General features: G+C 69.2%; 13 protein-coding genes, 1 tRNA gene and 1 rRNA gene. 12 read left to right on the top strand and 3 right to left on the bottom strand.

All coding sequences use genetic code 11. The features are described 5' to 3' along the window. The 3 genes from rrf to ACIRA5_RS41255 all read left to right on the top strand — a co-directional run. A 5S ribosomal RNA gene (gene rrf / locus ACIRA5_RS41265) occupies positions 1–94 on the top strand; the annotation flags it as partial. Positions 95–208: 114 nt separating this feature from the next. Beyond that, entirely contained in the window at positions 209–871 is a 663-nt protein-coding gene (locus ACIRA5_RS41260; protein WP_403700029.1) for a DegT/DnrJ/EryC1/StrS family aminotransferase, read from the top strand. 84 nt (positions 872–955) lie between these two features. Beyond that, positions 956–1,031, top strand: a tRNA-Thr gene (locus tag ACIRA5_RS41255). Between the two features lie 64 nt (positions 1,032–1,095). On the opposite strand, the gene ACIRA5_RS41250 is transcribed toward ACIRA5_RS41255, so the two are convergent. Next, complete coding sequence (locus tag ACIRA5_RS41250; protein ID WP_403700006.1) at positions 1,096–3,843, bottom strand: SpoIIE family protein phosphatase; 2,748 nt, start codon at positions 3,841–3,843, stop codon at positions 1,096–1,098. Positions 3,844–4,265: 422 nt separating this feature from the next. On the opposite strand from ACIRA5_RS41250, the gene ACIRA5_RS41245 reads away from it, so the two are divergent. The 9 genes from ACIRA5_RS41245 to ACIRA5_RS41205 all read left to right on the top strand — a co-directional run bounded on the left by ACIRA5_RS41245 (position 4,266) and on the right by ACIRA5_RS41205 (position 18,830). Further along, a complete protein-coding gene (locus tag ACIRA5_RS41245; protein WP_403700003.1) occupies positions 4,266–9,761 on the top strand; it encodes a HAMP domain-containing protein in 5,496 nt (1,831 codons plus the stop codon). 301 nt (positions 9,762–10,062) lie between these two features. Next, a complete protein-coding gene (locus tag ACIRA5_RS41240; RefSeq protein ID WP_054228614.1) occupies positions 10,063–10,746 on the top strand; it encodes a two-component system response regulator in 684 nt (227 codons plus the stop codon). A gap of 124 nt (positions 10,747–10,870) precedes the next feature. After that, the gene (locus tag ACIRA5_RS41235) at positions 10,871–13,609 is read left to right on the top strand and encodes a DNA translocase FtsK (protein ID WP_403700001.1); all 2,739 of its coding nucleotides are present in this window, start codon (positions 10,871–10,873) and stop codon (positions 13,607–13,609) included. Positions 13,610–13,922: 313 nt separating this feature from the next. Beyond that, positions 13,923–14,777: a helix-turn-helix domain-containing protein gene (locus tag ACIRA5_RS41230; protein WP_403699998.1), complete on the top strand. Its 855-nt coding sequence runs from the start codon at positions 13,923–13,925 to the stop codon at positions 14,775–14,777. A 142-nt stretch (positions 14,778–14,919) separates the two neighbouring features. Then, positions 14,920–16,407 (top strand): 30S ribosomal protein S12 methylthiotransferase RimO, encoded by a 1,488-nt coding sequence (gene rimO / locus ACIRA5_RS41225; RefSeq protein ID WP_403699995.1) that lies wholly within the window; start codon positions 14,920–14,922, stop codon positions 16,405–16,407. Next, positions 16,404–17,117, top strand: a complete 714-nt coding sequence (gene pgsA / locus ACIRA5_RS41220; RefSeq protein WP_352051084.1) for a CDP-diacylglycerol--glycerol-3-phosphate 3-phosphatidyltransferase — start codon at positions 16,404–16,406, stop codon at positions 17,115–17,117. Before rimO ends, pgsA begins: the two co-directional genes overlap by 4 nt. Beyond that, positions 17,114–17,659: a CinA family protein gene (locus ACIRA5_RS41215; RefSeq protein ID WP_403699992.1), complete on the top strand. Its 546-nt coding sequence runs from the start codon at positions 17,114–17,116 to the stop codon at positions 17,657–17,659. The genes pgsA and ACIRA5_RS41215 overlap by 4 nt, the downstream gene beginning before the upstream one ends. A gap of 109 nt (positions 17,660–17,768) precedes the next feature. Next, the gene (locus ACIRA5_RS41210; RefSeq protein WP_054228608.1) at positions 17,769–18,146 is read left to right on the top strand and encodes a helix-turn-helix domain-containing protein; all 378 of its coding nucleotides are present in this window, start codon (positions 17,769–17,771) and stop codon (positions 18,144–18,146) included. Between the two features lie 213 nt (positions 18,147–18,359). Then, positions 18,360–18,830, top strand: a complete 471-nt coding sequence (locus ACIRA5_RS41205; protein WP_352051082.1) for a DNA starvation/stationary phase protection protein — start codon at positions 18,360–18,362, stop codon at positions 18,828–18,830. 585 nt (positions 18,831–19,415) lie between these two features. On the opposite strand, the gene ACIRA5_RS41200 is transcribed toward ACIRA5_RS41205, so the two are convergent. Then, positions 19,416–20,177 (bottom strand): SDR family NAD(P)-dependent oxidoreductase, encoded by a 762-nt coding sequence (locus ACIRA5_RS41200; RefSeq protein WP_403699989.1) that lies wholly within the window; start codon positions 20,175–20,177, stop codon positions 19,416–19,418. A gap of 90 nt (positions 20,178–20,267) precedes the next feature. Then, positions 20,268–21,086: a DNA-formamidopyrimidine glycosylase family protein gene (locus tag ACIRA5_RS41195; protein WP_403699986.1), complete on the bottom strand. Its 819-nt coding sequence runs from the start codon at positions 21,084–21,086 to the stop codon at positions 20,268–20,270.

Genomic DNA, 21,086 nt, shown 5'->3' with positions numbered 1-21,086 from the left:
AACGCCCGGTTACATTCCGAACCCGGAAGCTAAGCCTCACAGCGCCGATGGTACTGCAGGGGGGACCCTGTGGGAGAGTAGGACGCCGCCGAACTCATATTAAAAGAGCTGGTCCCCGAACTTCGGTTCGGGGACCAGCTCTTTTTTGTTGTCCGACACTTTGCGTTCACTTTGCGCGACAAGCATCCGCGGCATGGGTACAGCTGCAATGCTCAGGGCCGCGGGCGTCGGAGTCGGCGACGAGGTCATCGTGCCGGCGTTCGGGAACGTCGAGGTCGCGGAGGCCGTGTCCCAAGTGGGTGCGTCCGCCGTCTTCGCCGACATAGACCCGGTGACCTACTGCCTTGACGCCGACGCTGTCGAGGCGGCCGTCACCCCGAGGTCGACCGCTGTCGTCGTCGTACACCGCTTCGGTCGGTCGGCCGACATGGTGCGACTGCGGGATGTCGGGCAGCGACACGGGCTCCTGGTGCTGGAACTGGGCGAGTCCGAGGCGCCGTACGACGAGATCGCGCAGCGCAGGGAGCGGGCCTCCTATCTCGACGGGCGGCTGAGTGGAGTGCGCACGCCGGACGGCGGTGACGGGCACACGTACCAGCAGTACGTCGTGCGCGTGCCCGGCAACGGCCGGCCGGACCGGGACGCCTTCGCACGGGCCATACGGGCCAAGGGAGTTGAGTGCTGGGTGCCGGTGAAGACGCCTGTGCACCGGCTGCCCGGGTTCCGGCGGGACGTGCACCTCCCGGAGACGGAGCGGGCCGCCGACGAGACCCTCGCGCTGCCCGTGGACGCGTCGTTGACGAAGCGGGAGATGCAGCGGATCGTCTCCGCGTGCAATGCGCTCGGCGGATTGCTGCAGCCCGCCTTCTGATCCGACGGGACTGGTTGGGAGCAGGCCGCTGTTCGGGGTATGATCTATTTCGTTGCCGCGAGGGAAACCTCGAAAAGGCGATTGGCCCCCCTAGCTCAGTCGGCAGAGCGTCTCCATGGTAAGGAGAAGGTCAACGGTTCGATTCCGTTGGGGGGCTCCAGCAGAAAAGGCCTCCACCCTTGCGGGTGGGGGCCTTTCTCATGTTCCGGAGTCGAGTTCCGACCTCAGTCCCGCTGAAGACCCGGCACCCGCATCGCCAGAATCGCCATGTCGTCGGACGGGGCGTCGGAGGCGAAGCGCTCGACCGCGCGCATGATGCGGGCGGCCACCGCTCCCGCCGTGAGGCCCGTACACGTGGTGAGGACGTCCGTGAGGCCGTCGTCACCCAACATGCGGGTGCCCTCACGGCGTTCGGTGACGCCGTCCGTGACACAGAGCAGGACGTCGCCCGGGTCGAGGGTGATGGTCTGCTCATACAGCTCCAGGTCCTCCATGACGCCGAGGAGGGGCTGCGGTTCGGCGGCCGCTTCCACGGTGCCGTCCTGGCGTAGGCGGAGCGGGAGCGGGTGGCCCGCGCAGACCACCTTCAGCATGGCGCTGCCGTCCTCCTGGGGCCACAACTCGCCGTAGAGCAGGGTCAGGAAGCGGCTGCGGGCGCCCTCGTCCAGGATCGCCGAGTTCAGGCGCTCCAGGACCGCGGGGCCGCCGAAGCCCTCGCGGGCAAGGAGGCGCAGGGCGTGCCGGGCGAGGCCCGTGACCGCCGCCGCCTCCGGGCCCGTACCGCAGACGTCGCCGATGGCGAAGCCGTAGACGCCGTCACGGATCGGGAAGAGGTCGTAGAAGTCGCCGCCGACCTCGTTGCCCTCGCCGGCCGCGCGGTAGATGACCTCGACCTCGACGCCGTCGATGTGTGGGAGGTCGGGCGGCAGGAGGCTGCGCTGGAGGGACTGGCTGATGGCCGTGCGCTCCGAGTACAGGCGGGCGTTGTCGAGGGCCAGGGCGGCCCTGCGGGACAGGTCCTCGGCCAGTTCCAGGATTTCCTGGCGGAAGTGCTCGTCGGAGGGCTTGCCGAGCGTCAGCATGCCGATGACGCGGTTGCGGGCCACCAGGGGCAGGACGACGGTCTCGCCGCCGACCGCCGCGGCCGTCGCCAGGGTCGTACCGATGCCGGAGGTCAGCGAGGCGGGCTCGCCGAGGCCCAGGCTGCGCATGGAGGTGCGCAGGGCCGCCTGGTGGGCGGCCTCGCCCGGGGCCGCCCAGACGCGGGCGCCGGGGGTGGGGACCGGGTCCGGTGGGGCGATCTTCGAGAGCAGGGCCTTGAGACCGTCGATGCGTTCTTCGTCCTCGTGCAGGACGTACGAGAGGTACGGGTCCGAGGCCTGGTCGGCGATCGTGTAGACCGCGCACCAGGTGGCGAGGGTCGGTACCGTCATCTGGGCCATCAGGGCGAGGGTCTGGTCGCGGTCCAGGGTGCCGGCGAGGAGGTCGGAGGCCTCGACGAGGAAGCTCAGCGAACCGCGGCGCAGGCGTTCCAGCTCACCCAGGCGGGCCGATTCCACCGCGAGCGCGATGCGGTCGGCGGCGAACTGGAGGCGCAGGGCCTCCTCGTTCGAGTAGCGGGAGGGTCCCTCGGCCGCGACACCGAGGGAGCCGGTGAGGCGGCCCTCGACCTTCAGCGGGACCGTGACGACGGAGCGCATGCCGGTGCCGGCCAGCAGCGGTACGGCGCCGGGGACGACCGTCAGATCCTCGTGGACGGCGGGCATGCGGGCCGAGCCGTAGCGGCCGGGGCCCGCCTCGACGGGGACGCGGGCGAAGCGCTGGCGGGCGGAGGGCAGGCCCGTCGAGGCTCGTACCTCCAACTCCGTCTCGTCGTCGGTCGCGAGGAGCAGGAAGGCGGAGTCTCCGTCGAGCATGTCGCGGGCGCGCTCCACCGTGCGCTGGAGGAGGCCGTCCAGGTCGTCCGGGGCGGGGGAGCCGATGAAGACCTCGAAGGGGTCGGTGGCCTGGCCCTCGGAGCTGGTCGTCGTGTCGGTGGCCGACGCCCGCAACGGGGTCTGCAGGACGGCGCGTTCGTGGTCGCGCACGAGGAGGCAGACCGTGGAGGGTTCGCCGCCCGTGTCGCGTACGCGAAGGTGGGAGGCGTAGACCGGGGTCACGCGGCCGCTCGCGCCCCGGAGCCCGTAAGTGCCCTCCCAGCGCGAGAGTTGGAGGGCCTCGACGATGCCGGTGCTGGTGCCCGGGGTGTGCGGCCAGGCCGCGAGGTCGGTGAGGGGCTTGCCGATGACCTGCTCGGCGGCGTACCCGAAGAGGTCCTCCGCGTCCTCGTTCCAGGCCGAGATGGCGCCGACGCGGTCGATCTGGATCACCGCGACGCGGACGCGGCCGTCGGCCAGCGGAAGGAGGTCGGCGGGGAGGGAGGGGCCCGCGGTGCGGGTGCCGACCGGGCGATCGGGGAGGTCGAGGTGGAACCAGACCTGCTTGTGCGTGGGGGAGTAGTCGACGCCCCAGCGGCCGGCCAGGGCGGCGCACAACTGGAGTCCGCGCCCGCCCTCGCGGTCGGGGCTGCCCATGTTCACAGCCGTCGCCTGGAGTGGAATTTCACGTTCCGGGTAGCGGTCCGCCACCTCGATGCGTACGCCTTCGTCGCTGCGCAGACACAGGACATCCGCGGAGGTGCCCGCATGTACGACAGCATTGGTGACGAGTTCGCTGGTCAGGACCACCGCGTCGTCGACGATGTCGGCGAAGCCCCAGCCCTGGAGGGTGTCGCGGACGAAGGATCTGGCGGTCGCGACCGATCGCCCGACGGGATCGAAACTGGCGGCCGCGCGCGCGGTGATCACAGCACTCCTTGTCCGGTTGTCGGCGTGCGGGGCCCCGTGGCCGACCCGCTCCTGCCGGGGCAGTGCCTGGTTCCCGGTCGGCCGAGGATCCTGGGGCTGTCCCCCAGGATGCAGTCCGGTGGTCATGGTGCGGTGCCCCTCCGATGCCTGCCCGCTCGTTCTTGTGCCACCGTCCAGGCCGGACAAACCGGTGTGGCTGGACAGCCGCATGCAAGGTTACTTACCTTCGCCGTCCATGCGGATGCCGGTCACCGGTGTTTCCGTCGGGAGAGGGGCAGAGTTTCCGTTCGGACAGGTGCCTGTGTTTCCGTCCTGACAAGGCTGTGCCCGTTTCCGGGCGGTGTGCGGACGATGTGCGAAGCTGCCGAACTGTTATGGCCTGGTTCAGCCGGGGTGAAACACTGGGCAAGCTCCAGTGAGAAGGTCGGACAGGCTGAGTGCCTGCCCGTTCGCCGAGCAAGTAGTACGTGAGCACGAGCAGTGGTACCCGAGCAAGCAGTACCCGAGTACGCCGAGCAGTATTGGTCGACCCTTGCGGGAGGGACACAGTGGAGTCTGGCGCAGCGACGCGGGGCGGTAAGACGCGCGCAGAAGACGGACAGTCCCTGAACAACCGGCGCACACCACGCAATGGCACCACCGAGGTGGATACGGCTGCCCTGAACAGGCTGCTGACGGCCCTGGTGTCGATGCGGGACGGCAATTTCCGCAAGCGCCTCACGGTCTCCGGTGATGGTGTGATGTCGGAGATCGCGGCTGTCTTCAACGAGGTGGCGGACCGGAATCTGCATCTGACGGGTGAGCTGTCGCGGGTGCGGCGGGTGGTCGGGCGTGAGGGAAAGCTCACGGAGCGGCTGGAGTCGGGCGCCTGCGAGGGTTCCTGGGGTGCTGCGATCGACGCGTCGAACGCGCTCGTCGACGACCTCGTACGACCGGTCTCCGAGGTCGGCCGGGTGCTGTCCGCGGTGGCGGAGGGCGATCTGTCGCCGCGTATGGAGCTGCGGGCGCAGGCGGCGGACGGCAACGGGCATCCGCTGCGCGGGGAGTTCCTGAAGGTCGGACGGACGGTCAACAACCTGGTCGACCAGCTGTCGACGTTCACCGACGAGGTCACGCGCGTGGCCAGTGAGGTGGGCACCGAGGGCAAGCTGGGCGGGCAGGCCCGGGTGCGTGGAATGTCCGGTTCGTGGAAGGACCTCACGGATTCGGTCAACACCATGGCGTACCGGCTGACGGCTCAGGTACGTGACATCGCTCTCGTGACGACGGCGGTCGCGAAGGGCGACTTGTCCCGGAAGGTCACGGTTCACGTGGCCGGCGAGATGCTGGAGCTGAAGAACACCGTCAACACGATGGTGGATCAGCTGTCCTCGTTCTCCTCCGAGGTGACGCGCGTCGCCCGCGAGGTGGGCACCGAGGGCGAGCTCGGCGGCCAGGCGCAGGTGCCCGGTGTGGCCGGCGTGTGGAAGGACCTCACCGACTCGGTGAACCTGATGGCCGGCAACCTCACGGCCCAGGTGCGCGGGATCGCACAGGTGACGACGGCGGTCGCGAGCGGTGACCTGTCGCAGAAGGTGACCGTTTCCGCACGCGGCGAGGTCGCGCAGCTCGCCGAGACGATCAACCAGATGACCGAGACGCTGCGGACGTTCGCGGACGAGGTCACGCGTGTGGCCAACGAGGTCGGTGGCGAGGGGCGGCTCGGCGGTCAGGCGAACGTGCCGGGCGCGGCGGGGACGTGGAAGGACCTGACGGACTCCGTCAACACGGTCTTCCGGAACCTCACCACCCAGGTGCGGGACATCGCCGCGGTGACGACGGCGGTGGCCAACGGTGATCTGTCGCAGAAGGTCACCGTCGACGTGGCCGGCGAGATGCTGGAGTTGAAGAACACCGTCAACACGATGGTCGACCAGCTGTCGTCGTTCGGTGTCGAGGTCACGCGCGTGGCGCGCGAGGTCGGTGTCGAGGGTGAACTGGGTGGCCAGGCGCAGGTGCCGGGTGTGGCCGGTACGTGGAAGGATCTCACCGACTCCGTCAACACGGCGTTCCGGAACCTGACGGGTCAGGTCCGCAACATCGCGCAGGTGACGACGGCGGTCGCGAACGGTGACCTGTCTCAGAAGGTGACGGTCGACGTCTCCGGAGAGATGCTCCAGCTGAAGAACACCGTGAACACGATGGTGGATCAGCTGTCCTCGTTCGCCGACCAGGTGACGCGGATGGCCAGGGACGTGGGCACGGAGGGCCGCCTGGGCGGTCAGGCCCGCGTGGACGGCGTGTCCGGTACGTGGAAGGAACTCACCGACTCCGTCAACTTCATGGCGGGGAACCTGACCTCGCAGGTACGGCAGATCGCCCAGGTCACCACGGCGGTGGCGCGGGGTGACCTGTCGCAGAAGATCGACGTGGACGCGCGTGGCGAGATCCTGGAGCTGAAGAACACCATCAACACGATGGTCGACCAGCTCTCCGCCTTCGCGGACCAGGTGACGCGGGTGGCCCGTGAGGTGGGTACGGAGGGCCGGCTCGGCGGTCAGGCGCAGGTGCCTGGCGTCGCCGGCGTGTGGCGCGACCTGACGGACTCCGTGAACGGCATGGCGGGCAACCTCACCGCCCAGGTGCGCAACATCGCGCAGGTCGCGACCGCGGTGGCGCGGGGTGACCTGTCGCAGAAGATCGACGTGGACGCGCGTGGCGAGATCCTGGAGCTGAAGAACACCCTCAACACGATGGTGGACCAGCTCTCGAACTTCGCCGAGCAGGTGACGCGGGTGGCCCGTGAGGTGGGCACGGAGGGCATGCTCGGCGGTCAGGCCGAGGTGCAGGGTGTCTCCGGCACCTGGAAGGACCTCACGCAGTCCGTGAACTTCATGGCGAACAACCTGACCATCCAGGTCCGTAACATCGCCGAGGTCACGACGGCGGTCGCCATGGGTGACCTGTCGAAGAAGATCACCGTCGACGCCAAGGGCGAGATCCTCGAACTCGTCACCACCGTGAACACGATGGTGGACCAGCTGTCGTCCTTCGCCGAGCAGGTGACCCGGGTGGCCCGTGAGGTGGGCACCGAGGGCATCCTCGGCGGGCAGGCCCATGTGCCCGGTGTCACGGGCATCTGGAAGGACCTCAGCAACAACGTGAACCTGATGGCCAACAACCTGACCATGCAGGTGCGCAACATCTCCCAGGTCGCCGCGGCCGTCGCCAACGGCGATCTGACCCGTACGGTGACGATCGAGGCGCGCGGCGAGGTCGCGCAGCTCGCCGACACCTTCAACACCATGGTGAAGACGCTGAGTTCGTTCGCCGACCAGGTCACCAAGGTGGCCCGCGAGGTGGGCACGGACGGCATCCTCGGCGGGCAGGCGCACGTCCCGGGTGTGGCCGGTACGTGGAAGGACCTCACCGAGTCCGTGAACGGGATGGCGTCCAACCTGACCGGGCAGGTACGCAACATCGCGATGGTCACCACGGCCATCGCCAAGGGCGACCTCACCAAGAAGATCGACATCGACGCGCGCGGCGAGATTCTGGAGCTGAAGACCACCATCAACACGATGGTCGACCAGCTGTCGTCCTTCGCCGAGGAGGTCACCCGAGTCGCCCGCGAGGTGGGTACCGAGGGGCAACTGGGCGGCCAGGCACGCGTGCGTGACGTCGACGGCACCTGGCGCGACCTCACCGAGTCGGTGAACGAGATGGCCGGGAACCTGACCCGGCAGGTGCGTGCCATCGCGCGCGTGGCGACCGCGGTGACCCGCGGCGACCTGAACCTGAAGATCGACGTGGACGCCTCGGGCGAGATCCAGGAACTTCAGGACTACATCAACAAGATGATCGCCAACCTGCGCGACACCACCATCGCCAACAAGGAACAGGACTGGCTCAAGGGCAACCTCGCCCGTATCTCCGCCCTGATGCAGGGGCGCCGCGACCTCGACGACGTGGCCTCGCTGATCATGAGTGAGCTGACGCCGGTGGTCTCGGCGCAGCACGGCGCGTTCTTCCTCTCCATGCCGCTGGTCGACGGCAAGGAAGCGGGCAACGACGAGGACGCCTACGAGCTGCGCATGCTCGGTTCGTACGGCTACTCGATGGGCTCCATGCCGACGTCGTTCCGGCCCGGAGAGGCGCTGATCGGGACGGCCGCGCAGGAGAAGCGCACGATCCTGGTGGAGAACGCGCCGAGTGGCTATCTGAAGATCTCGTCCGGGCTCGGCGAGGCGCCCCCGGCGCAGGTGATCGTGCTTCCGGTGCTCTTCGAGGGGACCGTGCTGGGTGTGATCGAGCTGGCGTCCTTCACGCCGTTCACGCAGATCCAGAAGGACTTCCTGAACCAGATCGCCGAGATGATCGCGACGAGCGTCAACACCATCTCCGTCAACACCAAGACGGAGGTGCTGCTCAAGCAGTCGCAGGAGCTCACCGAGCAGTTGCGGGAGCGCTCGGCGGAGTTGGAGAACCGGCAGAAGGCCCTTCAGGACTCCAACGCGGAACTGGAGGACAAGGCCGAGCTGCTGGCCCAGCAGAACCGCGACATCGAGGTCAAGAACACCGAGATCGAGGAGGCGCGGCAGGTCCTGGAAGAGCGTGCCGAGCAGCTCGCGGTCTCCATGCGCTACAAGAGCGAGTTCCTGGCGAACATGTCGCACGAGCTGCGCACGCCGCTCAACTCCCTGCTGATCCTCGCGAAGTTGCTCGCCGACAACGCCGAGTCGAACCTGACGCCGAAGCAGGTCGAGTTCGCGGAAACGATCCATGGAGCGGGTTCCGACCTGCTTCAGCTGATCAACGACATCCTCGATCTGTCGAAGGTCGAGGCGGGCAAGATGGACGTGTCGCCGACCCGCATCGCGCTGGTCCAACTCGTCGACTACGTAGAGGCCACTTTCCGTCCGCTGACCGCGGAGAAGGGCCTCGACTTCTCCGTCCGGGTGTCGCCGGAACTGCCCGCCACGCTGCACACCGACGAGCAGCGCCTCCTTCAGGTGCTGCGCAACCTGCTCTCCAACGCGGTGAAGTTCACCGACTCCGGAGCGGTCGAATTGGTGATCCGGCCCGCCGGCGCGGATGTCCCGGTGGCGATCCGGGAGCAGCTCCTGGAGGCGGGTTCGCTGCGGGACGCGGACGCCGGGCTGATTGCGTTCTCGGTGACCGACACCGGCATCGGGATCGCCGCCAGCAAGATGCGGGTGATTTTCGAGGCCTTCAAGCAGGCGGACGGTACGACGAGCAGGAAGTACGGCGGTACGGGTCTGGGGCTGTCCATCTCGCGGGAGATCGCGCGTCTGCTGGGCGGTGAGATCCACGCCCAGAGCGAGCCGGGACGCGGTTCGACGTTCACGCTGTATTTGCCGATGCACCCGAGCGAACTGCCCCCGCAGGGCTACGGGCAGCTCGCGCCCGCCCTGGAGGCCGGGGAGTTGCTCGCCTCGGAGGCGGAGCTGTCCGGGGTCGGCATCGAGACGCCGGCCGAGGTGAAGTCGTACCAGGAGACGCAGAACGGGCCCGCCGCGCTCTTCAGGCGGCGCCGCAGGGCGCTGCCCGCGACCGAGCAGCACCCGGGGCTGCCGGGGCCGAACGGGGCCGCGGGTGCCTCTCAGGAGCAGTGGGCGGCCGGGGGGCAGCAGGAGGCGGCGCCGCAGCCGCACCGAGGCATTCGGTTCGAGGGCGAGAAGGTGCTGATCGTCGACGACGACATCCGCAACGTGTTCGCGCTCACCAGCGTCCTGGAGCAGCACGGCCTGTCGGTGCTGTACGCCGAGAACGGCCGTGAGGGCATCGAGGTGCTGGAGCAGCACGACGATGTGACGGTCGTCCTGATGGACATCATGATGCCCGAGATGGACGGCTACGCCACGACGACGGCGATTCGCCGGATGCCGCAGTTCGCCGGGCTGCCGATCATCGCGCTCACGGCGAAGGCGATGAAGGGCGACCGGGAGAAGGCCATCGAGTCCGGCGCGTCCGACTACGTCACCAAGCCGGTCGATCCCGACCATCTGCTCTCCGTGATGGAGCAGTGGATGCGCGAGGAGTGAGCGGGATGGGTGTCGCCGGGTGGTGTCGGCGGCCGGGAAGCCGGGCTGTGCGCGCCGAGTCGGCGGCGCGGGGCGCCCGACGTCGTATAACTGACGGTGGCCGAAGCCGTGTAGAAGTGCGGGATTCGGGGAACCTTCTGGTCTCCCGCTACGTTTCTGCTACGTGCACAGTGACATCGCGGTGACAGGGTGTGGCGACAGGCGGGGTGCGGCTACCATGACCGGCACAAGGACGGGCGACGCAAGGGAGTCGTCCTCTGGGGCGGCGCCCGGTGCACTGCCGGGGCGAGGAGGGCGGGCCATGGTGCAGAAGGCCAAGATCCTTCTGGTCGATGACCGGCCGGAGAATCTGCTGGCGCTGGAGGCGATCCTCTCCGCGCTCGATCAGACACTGGTACGGGCATCGTCCGGAGAGGAAGCGCTCAAAGCGCTACTGACCGACGACTTCGCGGTCATTCTGCTGGACGTCCAGATGCCTGGAATGGACGGTTTCGAAACCGCGGCGCACATCAAGCGGCGTGAACGGACTCGGGACATCCCGATCATCTTTCTCACGGCGATCAACCACGGCCCGCACCACACCTTCCGGGGGTACGCGGCGGGTGCGGTGGACTACATCTCCAAGCCGTTCGACCCATGGGTGCTGCGCGCGAAGGTCTCGGTCTTCGTCGAGCTCTACATGAAGAACTGCCAACTGCGCGAGCAGGCAGCGCTGCTGCGGCTGCAGCTGGAGGGCGGCGGCAAGACGGCGCTCGGCTCGGCCAAGGAGCCGGCCGGTCTCCTCGCCGAACTCTCCGCGCGGCTCGCCGCCGTTGAGGAGCAGGCCGAGGCGCTGTCCAAACAGCTCGACGACGACTCGGCGGACGCGGCGGCGGTGGCGACCGCGGCCCATCTCGAACGCAAACTCACGGGACTGCGTCGGGCGCTGGACGCGTTGGAGCCGGGCACGGGAAGCGGCGCGCCGTCGGTGCCGTCGCAGAACTGACCTCCGAGGCGTCCGTCGTTCGCGGTGAGCGCGCGTCAGTTCCGGTCCCTGGTGCGGGCGACACGAACGGGTGAAGCAGTAGGCACACGTGTCCGCTGTCGTCTCCACCGGTAACCTCACACTCATGGCCTCACGTCAGTCCGCAGCCAAGAAGCCGCCCGCGAAGAAGGCGGCTGCTCCGACGAAGGCTCCGGCGAAGAAGGCCCCCGCGAAAAAGGCAGCCGCCAAGAAGGCGCCCGCCAAGAAGGTCGCGGCGAAGAAGGCCCCACCCGCGTCGGCGCCCAACCCCACCGCGGGTGTGTACAAGCTCGTACGCGCCGTGTGGCTGGGCCTCGCGCATGCCGTCGGCGCGATGTTCCGCGGCATAGGACGGGGCGCGAAGGGGCTCGACCCGGCGCATCGCAAGGACGGACTCGCGCTGCTGCTGATCGGGATCGCGCTGATCGTCGCGGCGGGCACGTGGTCCAACCTGCACGGTCCCGTCGGCGACCTCGTCGAGATGCTGGTGACGGGTGCCTTCGGCCGCCTCGACCTGCTGGTGCCGATACTGCTCGCGGTCATCGCCGCCCGCTTCATCCTGCATCCCGAGAAGCCGGAGGCCAACGGGCGCATCGTGATCGGCCTGTCCGCGCTCGTCATCGGCGTGCTCGGCCAGGTCCACATCGCCTGCGGGGCGCCCGCGCGCAGCGACGGCATGCAGGCGATAAGGGACGCGGGCGGGCTCATCGGCTGGGCGGCGTCGACGCCCCTGACGTACATGATGGGCGACGTCCTCGCGGTGCCGCTGCTCGTGCTGCTCACGATCTTCGGCCTGCTGGTCGTCACGGCGACCCCCGTCAACGCGATCCCGCAGCGGCTGCGGCTGCTCGGACAGAAGCTGGGCGTCGTCCAGGCCGACCTCGACGAGGACGCCTTCGGCGAGGACGACGAGCGCTACGACGAGCAGTGGCGCGAGGCGCTTCCCGCCCGCTCCCGGCGGCGTTCACGCGCCCCCGAGGGATACGACGCGGAGAGCGCCGAGGAGGAGGCGCTCACCAAGCGCCGCGGCCGTCCCCGGCGGCCCGGTGTGCAGCAGCCCGACATGAACCGGCCCATGGACGCGGTGGACGTCGCCGCGGCCGCCGCCGCCGCGCTCGACGGCGCCGTGCTGCACGGGATGCCGCCCTCCCCGCTGGTCGCCGATCTGACGCAGGGCGTCACGGCGGAGCGTGACGGCTACGAGGAGACGACCCCGGTGCCGGCCGCGCGCGCCAAGGCCGTCCCGGGCGCCAAGCGGCCCAAGCAGGAGGCCCTGGCCGTCGAGTCCGTCGTGCCCGACCTCACCAAGTCCGCACCCGACGCGCCCCGCGACCTGCCCCCGCGCGCGGAGCAGCTCCAGCTGTCCGGCGACATCACCTACTCCTTGCCGTCGCTCGACCTCCTGGAGCGTGGCGGGCCCGGCAAGACGCGCAGCGCCGCCAACGACGCCGTGGTCGCCTCGCTCCAGAACGTCTTCATGGAGTTCAAGGTCGACGCCGCCGTCACCGGCTTCACGCGCGGTCCGACGGTCACGCGCTACGAGGTCGAGCTCGGCCCCGCCGTGAAGGTCGAGCGGATCACGGCGCTCACCAAGAACATCGCGTACGCCGTCGCAAGCCCCGACGTGCGGATCATCAGTCCGATCCCCGGCAAGTCGGCGGTCGGCATCGAGATCCCCAACACCGACCGCGAGATGGTCAACCTCGGTGACGTGCTGCGCCTCGCGGACGCGGCCGAGGACGACCACCCGATGCTGGTCGCGCTCGGCAAGGACGTCGAGGGCGGCTATGTGATGGCCAACCTGGCGAAGATGCCGCACGTGCTCGTCGCCGGAGCCACCGGTTCCGGTAAATCCTCGTGCATTAACTGCCTGATCACGTCCGTCATGGTCCGGGCGACCCCCGAGGACGTCCGGATGGTCCTCGTCGACCCCAAGCGGGTCGAGCTGACCGCGTACGAGGGCATCCCGCACCTGATCACGCCGATCATCACCAACCCGAAGCGGGCCGCCGAGGCGCTGCAGTGGGTCGTACGGGAGATGGATCTGCGCTACGACGACCTTGCGGCGTTCGGCTACCGGCACATCGACGACTTCAACGAGGCCATCAGGAACGGCAAGGTGAAGCTGCCCGAGGGCAGCGAGCGCGAGCTGACGCCGTACCCGTATCTGCTGGTGATCGTCGACGAGCTCGCCGACCTGATGATGGTCGCGCCGCGCGACGTCGAGGACGCGATCGTGCGCATCACGCAGCTCGCGCGTGCGGCCGGCATCCACCTGGTGCTCGCCACCCAGCGGCCGTCCGTGGACGTCGTCACCGGTCTGATCAAGGCGAACGTGCCGTCCCGGCTCGCCTTCGCCACGTCGTCGCTGGCGGACTCGCGCGTCATCCTCGACCAGCCGGGTGCCGAGAAGCTGATCGGGAAGGGTGACGGGCTCTTCCTGCCGATGGGGGCCAACAAGCCCACCCGTATGCAGGGTGCCTTCGTCACCGAGGACGAGGTCGCGGCCATCGTGCAGCACTGCAAGGACCAGATGGCGCCGGTCTTCCGGGACGACGTCACCGTGGGCACCAAGCAGAAGAAGGAGATCGACGAGGACATCGGCGACGACCTCGACCTGCTGTGCGCCGCCGCCGAACTGGTCGTCACCTCGCAGTTCGGGTCCACCTCGATGCTCCAGCGCAAGCTGCGGGTCGGCTTCGCCAAGGCAGGGCGGCTGATGGACCTCATGGAGTCCCGCGGCATCGTCGGGCCCAGCGAGGGTTCCAAGGCGCGTGATGTTCTTGTGAAGGCTGACGAGCTGGATGGAGTGCTCGCCGTGATTCGTGGGGAAGCTGAAGCGTAGAGCTTTTGGCGGAGGAAAACAGGACAGGTCGGTCACCGTACGGGTGAGATCTCGGCGGCTCGGTCATGGCGCGGACGGTTCGCTCCGTGACACATGGATATTCGAACGTGACTCACCCGTAAGGGAAACACGGGCAACCGTTTCCCTTCGTCGTACGTCAAGTTGAGCGAGGGGACAGGTCCCTGTCCCAACATCAGGATGACCGGCCATTCTGATGGCGTACAAAGTCCCACCGCCCGGTTGCCCCACCCTTTCGCACCCCCCCTAAACTGAACCTCCAGCACAGGTGGCTACACGCTCGAAAGGCGCCCCCGTGTCCATCGGCAACTTCCCTGACGGCAACTCCCCCGAAGACGAGCGCCCGTTCGAAGAGCACCGCGAAGAAGTCCTCTCGGTCGGTCGTGCCCTGCGGCAGGCCCGCATCGAGGCAGGACTGACGGTTGACGACGTCAGCAACGCCACCCGGGTCCGTATCGGCATCGTGCACGCGATGGAGCAGGACGACTTCGCCCCCTGCGGCGGTGACGTGTACGCGCGCGGTCACCTCCGGACGCTGGCGCGGGCCGTGCGTCTCGATCCGGCCCCGCTGCTCGCTCGCTACGACGCCGAACACGGCGGGCGTCCCGCGCCGACCCCCGCCGCCCCGCTGTTCGAGGCGGAACGCATCCGTCCCGAGCGCCGCGGGCCGAACTGGACCGCCGCCATGGTCGCGGCCATCGTCGCCGTGATCGGCTTCGTCGGCTTCACCGTGGTCAAGGGCAGCGGTGGGAGCGACGCGAAGTCGTCGGTCGCCGAGGGCTCCACACCGACCGCCAGTACGTCCACCACCTCGGCCAGCCCCAAGATCAGCAAGCCCGCCGACCCGAAGCCCGAGCCCTCCGACAGCGCCATCGCGGCGGCTCCGCAGGACAAGGTGACCGTCCAGGTGAGCGCCCCCGACGGGCGCAGCTGGATCTCCGCCAAGGACCACAACGGCCGGCTTCTCTTCGACGGTCTGCTCAAGCAGGGCGAGTCCAAGACCTTCCAGGACAAGACGAAGATCGACCTGGTCCTCGGCGACGCGGGCGCCATCAAGCTGTATGTGAACGGCAAGAAGATCGACGACCAGTTCCAGCCCGGCCAGGTCGAGCGACTGACGTACACGAAGGGCGACCCCGTCGTCGGATGACTTCGGACGGCCGTGAGGGTCGCACAGCGGGCCCACGAAACGGGCGCGCAAAGGGTTCTCCGCACAGGCGGGTACGGGGTTGGCCAAGATCGGCCAACCCCGTCGACGTGGGCTGTCAGTGAGACAAAGTAGTCTTGAGCCCATGCCTGAACGCCGTACCGTCGCACTCGTCACCCTTGGCTGCGCCCGTAACGAGGTGGACTCGGAGGAGCTCGCAGGCCGCTTGGAGGCGGACGGCTGGCAACTCGTGGAGGACGCCGAAGAAGCGGACGTCGCCGTCGTCAACACCTGTGGCTTCGTCGAAGCCGCCAAGAAGGACTCCGTCGACGCCCTCCTGGAAGCCAATGACCTCAAGGGGCATGGCAGAACCCAGGCCGTCGTGGCGGTGGGCTGCATGGCCGAGCGGTACGGCAAGGAGCTCGCCGAGGCCCTCCCCGAGGCCGACGGCGTGCTCGGCTTCGACGACTACGCGGACATCTCGGACCGCCTCCAGACCATCCTGAACGGCGGCATCCACGCCTCCCACACCCCCCGCGACCGGCGCAAGCTGCTGCCGATCAGCCCCGCCGAGCGGCAGAGCGCGGGCGAGGAGGTGGCCCTTCCCGGCCACGGCGCCCCCTCGGACCTCCCGGAGGGCGTCGCCCCGGTCTCCGGCCCGCGTGCGCCCCTGCGCCGCCGCCTGGACGGCTCCCCGGTGGCCTCGGTGAAGCTCGCCTCCGGCTGCGACCGGCGCTGCTCCTTCTGTGCCATCCCGTCCTTCCGCGGCTCCTTCATCTCGCGCCGCCCCAGCGATGTGCTGAACGAGACCCGCTGGCTGGCCGAGCAGGGCGTCAAGGAGATCATGCTGGTCTCCGAGAACAACACCTCGTACGGCAAGGACCTGGGGGACATCCGCCTCCTGGAGACCATGCTGCCCGAGCTCGCCGAGATCGACGGCATCGAGCGCGTGCGCGTGAGCTACCTCCAGCCCGCCGAGATGCGCCCCGGGCTCATCGACGTGCTGACCTCCACGCCGAACATCGCGCCTTACTTCGACCTGTCCTTCCAGCACTCCGCGCCCGACGTGCTGCGCGCGATGCGGCGCTTCGGCGACACGGACCGCTTCCTGGAGCTGCTCGACACCATCCGCTCCAAGGCCCCGCAGGCCGGCGTGCGGTCCAACTTCATCGTGGGCTTCCCCGGCGAGACCGAGGCCGACCTCGCGGAGTTGGAGCGCTTCCTCACGGGCGCACGCCTCGACGCCATCGGCGTCTTCGGGTACTCCGACGAGGACGGCACGGAGGCGGCGATGTACGAGAACAAGCTCGACCAGGACGTGGTCGACGAGCGCCTCGCGCGCGTGTCCCGGCTCGCCGAGGAGCTGGTCGCGCAGCGCGCCGAGGAGCGCGTCGGTGAGACCGTCCACGTGCTCGTCGAGTCGATCGGCTCCGCCGACGGCGAGGAGTGGGGTGCGGTCGGCCGTGCCGCGCACCAGGCGCCCGAGACCGACGGTCAGGTGCAGTTCACGAGCGGCGAAGGTCTGACGGTGGGCCGTATCGTCGAGGCCAAGGTGGTCGGTACGGAAGGTGTCGACCTGGTGGCCGAGCCGCTCCTGGGCTCGCTCCCGTGTACTGAGGAGGCGGCCAGATGACCGGAGCCCCGGCGTCCGCGGCGGGCGGCTCCTCCAGCGCGAACGGCGCGGCGGGCGCTCCCGGCGTTCCCGGGGGCTCCAAGCCGGCGCGGGGCGGGAAGCTGGGCGCTGTGGCCGTCAATCAGGCCAGCCTCTGGAACATCGCGAACATCCTGACCATGATCCGGCTCGTCCTGGTGCCGGGCTTCGTGGCGCTGATGCTGGCCGACGGCGGGTACGACCCCGCGTGGCGTGCCTGGGCGTGGGCCGCCTTCGCCGTCGCCATGATCACCGACATCTTCGACGGGCACCTGGCGCGTACGTACGACCTGGTCACCGACTTCGGGAAGATCGCCGACCCCATCGCCGACAAGGCGATCATGGGTGCGGCGCTGGTCTGCCTGTCCTACCTCGGTGATCTGCCGTGGTGGGTGACGGGAGTGATCCTCGGGCGCGAGCTCGGGATCACCCTGATGCGCTTCCTGGTGATCCGCTACGGGGTCATTCCGGCCAGCCGTGGCGGCAAGCTGAAGACCCTCGCGCAGGGCACCGCGGTCGGGATGTACGTCCTGGCGCTGACGGGGCCGCTGGCCACCCTGAGGTTCTGGGTGATGGCCGTGGCGGTCGTCCTGACCGTCGTCACCGGGCTCGACTACGTAAGACAGGCCATTGTGCTGCGCAGGAGCGGGATCGCCGAGCGGCAGGCGGCCGCCGAGGAGGCAGAACGGTGAGTTCGACGGCCGCCGAAGTGCTGCGACTACTCACGGTGAGGGGCGAGACGCTCGCCGTCGCCGAGTCGCTGACCGGCGGTCTGGTGGCGGCGGAGATCACCGCGACGCCCGGGGCCTCCCAGGCCTTCCGGGGCTCCGTGACGGCGTACGCCACCGAACTCAAGCACAACCTGCTGGGTGTCGACGCCACTCTGTTGGCCCAGCGTGGCGCGGTGGATCCGCAGGTCGCGGCCCAGATGGCGGCCGGTGTGCGCAAGGCGCTCGGCGCGGACTGGGGGATCGCGACCACCGGTGTCGCGGGACCCGAACCGCAGGACGGGCAGCCGGTCGGGACGGTTTTCGTGGCCGTCGACGGGCCGGCCCGAGCATCTTTTCATGCTGCCGGCGGCGGGAAAGTGATACCGCTGCGGTTGAACGGCGACCGGGCGGAAATCCGTATGGAGAGTGTACGGAGCGTACTCGCACTGCTCCTGAAGGAGCTGGCGGGCGAACAGACCGGGAATGAGCGGGCACAGGATACGGAACAGAACGGGGGGTTTTGATGTTTGCAGCCCTGAGTGAACACGACATCGCTCCCCGCACGGCCGCGGCGCAAGGCGGTACGGTGGGGCGTGAAGGATGCGGCTACGCGGTCCGAGGAGGGAGCCACCGATGATTCTGCTCCGTCGCCTGCTTGGTGACGTGCTGCGTCGGCAGCGCCAGCGCCAGGGCCGTACTCTGCGCGAAGTCTCCTCGTCCGCCCGAGTTTCACTCGGCTATCTCTCCGAGGTGGAGCGGGGGCAGAAGGAGGCATCCTCCGAGCTGCTCTCCGCCATCTGCGACGCGCTGGACGTACGGATGTCCGAGCTCATGCGGGAAGTGAGCGACGAGCTCGCTCTCGCCGAGCTGGCCCAGTCTGCAGCGGCCACCGAGCCGGTGCCCACACCGGTGCGCCGTCCGATGCTGAATTCCGTATCGGTCACCGGCGTACCACCGGAACGGGTCACCATCAAGGCGCCTGCCGAGGCGGTCGATGTCGTCGCCGCCTGACGCTCACGAGTTCGCGCTCATGAGCTGAGCACGCTTGTGAAAGCCCCGGCCGGGGCTGCTCCAGGGGAAACCTGGAGCGGTTTCGGCCGGGGCTTTCGCTGTCTCCCGGTCCACTCGCTCCAGGTGACCCGAATTGTGCGTATATGCCATGGTTGATGAGGGCGTGATGGATGAGGCCGTTGTTGATCAGGTCGAGTGGATCGGAGAATCCCGATGTACGTCGTGAAGAGCCCGTTGTCCGACGCGGATCTTAAGACCGTGTCCGGCGCCCTCCAGGGAGCGCTGGTCGACCTGGTGGATCTCTCCTTGGTGGCGAAGCAGATCCACTGGAACGTGGTCGGACCGCGCTTCCGCTCCATCCACCTCCAGCTCGACGAGGTCGTGGACACCGCACGGCTGCACTCCGACACGGTGGCGGAGCGCGCCTCGACGCTCGGAGTCCCGCCCGACGGACGTGCCGCGACCGTGGCCACCACCAGCGGTATCGGTGTGACACCCGAGGGCTGGATCAAGGACACCGACGCCGTGGAGGCGCTCGTGGACGCGCTGAGCGCGGTGATCAGCCGGATGCGGGTGCGGGTGGACGCGACGGGTGAAGCCGATCCGGTGAGCCAGGACATCTTCATCCAGATCACGGCCGACCTCGAGAAGCATCACTGGATGTTCCAGGCGGAGAACGGGTGACGCCCGGAGGCGGGCGGCTCACGGTGGTGACCGCCGGGCGCACCATGGTGGCCATGGGGCGCCGTGACCGGCTTCGGATGTGCCTTGGGTGCGCCTCTGTGCCGTTGGTGCGCCCTGCCGGTGGGTGAGAGCGCGGGTCTAGCTTCGGGCTGGAGGTGGACACCATGGCAGGGCGGATAGCGCGCTGGGGGGCTGCGCTGGGGCTCGGTGCGCTGTGGTGGTGGGGCGTCGTCCGGCTCGCGCTGGCGCCCGATGCCGGGGCGCTGGAAGGGGCGGTCGCGGCCGGGGGATGGGGGTTGAGCCTGCTGCCGGTGCACTGTGTGCCGAAGGCTGGGGTCGTGCGCGCCGGCGCCGGGGCGCACGGGCGGCGAGAGGGGTGGCTACGACGTGGGGGGCGTGGGCCGGGGGCTTCGTAGCGGCGGGGCGCTCGGTGGAGGGGGTGGGGGACAGGTGCGGCGCGTTTGGGGGCGCGTGGTGTCTGAGGCTCGGCGCGGGAGGGGGCCGGGCGCGGAGGGGGCGGGAGCAGGGTGGAGATGCCGCAGGGCGGATGCCCGGAGGCGGCGGCGTGGGGGGTGCTGCCGGGCGCTACCAAGGCATCGCTACGCCGCCGTTCGGGCGCAGGATCTGCCCCGTTGTGAACGCCGAGGCGTCGGAGGCCAGATGCAGCACGGCGTGGGCGATGTCCTTGGGTTCGCCGACCCGGCCGAGCGGCGACAGCCGGGCCATGACCGCTTCGGTGCGCGCCTGGGCGTCCCCGTGACGGTCGGTCATCGGCGTACGTGTCCAGCCGGGCGCGACCGCGTTCACACGGATGCCGTGCGGGCCGATCTCGGTCGCCAGGGTCTTCGTCAGCTGCACGACGGCCGCCTTCGAGGCGCCGTAGCAGAGCAGGCCGGGGCCGCCGGTGTCGATGGCGCCGGACGCCATCGTGATGATGCTCCCGCGGACGCTCTTCGCGATCATGAGGCGGGCGGCCTCCTGGCAGGCGTACAGCACGCCCTTGAAATTGACGCCCAGTACGCGGTCCAGGTCCTCGTCCCGGGTCTCCAGGACCGGGCTGCTGTGCATGATCCCGGCGACCGCCGCCATGACGTCGAGCCGTTCGCAGGACGCGACGGCCTGTCGGACCTGCGCACGGTCGCTGACGTCGAGCGGATGTGTGTGGGCCGTACCGCCCTGGGCCTTGATGAGGGTCGCCGTCTCGTGCAGGCCCTGCGGGTCCCGGTCCGCGCAGTGGACGGTAGCCCCCGCCTCCGCCAGCAGGACGGCTGACGCGCGGCCGATCCCGCTGGCGGCGCCGGTGACGAATGCGGTGCGTCCGGTGAGGTCGTACGCCTTGACGGGCATGAGGGGACGGTACGAGGGTTTCTGACGGCCCGTCAATTAGTCGTACGGCAAGGAGTTGTACGGCGGGGAGTTCTACGGGAGGGGCTGGCGCTAGGAGGGCGGGATACGGCCCGGGGTCGGAGTCGGGCCTGTCTGGCACATCGGGCACCAGTACGTGGGGCGCTCTCGGGAGCCGTCGCCCTGGTCGGCCCGGCGGATCGAGGTGCCACAGCGCAGACAGGGGCGGGGTGCGCGGCCGTACACGAAGAGGTTCTGGTCGCGGCGGCCGGTGGTGATGCGGGTCGGGCGGTCGCGGTTGGTCTCCAGGAGCTTCTTTGCCAGGGCCGGGAGCAGGGTGGCGCGGTCGGCGGGAAGCTCACCGATGGGCAGCCAGGGAGTCACCCGGAGGAGGAAGCACAGCTCGCTCTTGTAGACATTGCCGATCCCGGCGAGGTTGCGCTGGTCGAGGAGGGCCTCGCCGAGGGAGCGGGCGGGGTCTTGGAGGAGGTTCTCCAAGGCGCTGTCGGGGTTCCAGTCCGGGCCGAGGAGGTCGGGGCCGAGGTGGCCTACGGCGCGGACCTCGTCCGCGGTGCGGAGCAACTCCAGGACGGGGAGCCGGTAGCCGACGGCCGTGCGGTCCGCGGTGCCGAGGATGGCCCGGATCTGGTGGGCGGGGCCGCCGCTCCAGCGCAGGCCGTTCGCGTACACCTTCCAGGAGCCGTCCATGCGCAGATGCGAGTGCAGGGTCAGGCCGCCCTCGATCCGGGTCAGGAGGTGCTTGCCGCGCGGGGTGACGTCCAGGACGGTGCGGCCGGTGAGGTCTGCGGTGGCGTACTTGGGCACCCGCAGGTCGGAGCGGGTCAGCACCTTGCCCGCGAGGGCGGTGTGCAGTCGCCTCGCGGCTTGCCAGACGGTGTCTCCTTCGGGCAT

It is taken from the genome of Streptomyces sp. NPDC096311 (assembly GCF_044763085.1).
Taxonomy (GTDB): Bacteria; Actinomycetota; Actinomycetes; order Streptomycetales; family Streptomycetaceae; genus Streptomyces.
The sequence above is the reverse complement of the archived record's forward strand: the minus strand, read 5'-3'. Positions and strand labels throughout refer to the sequence as shown.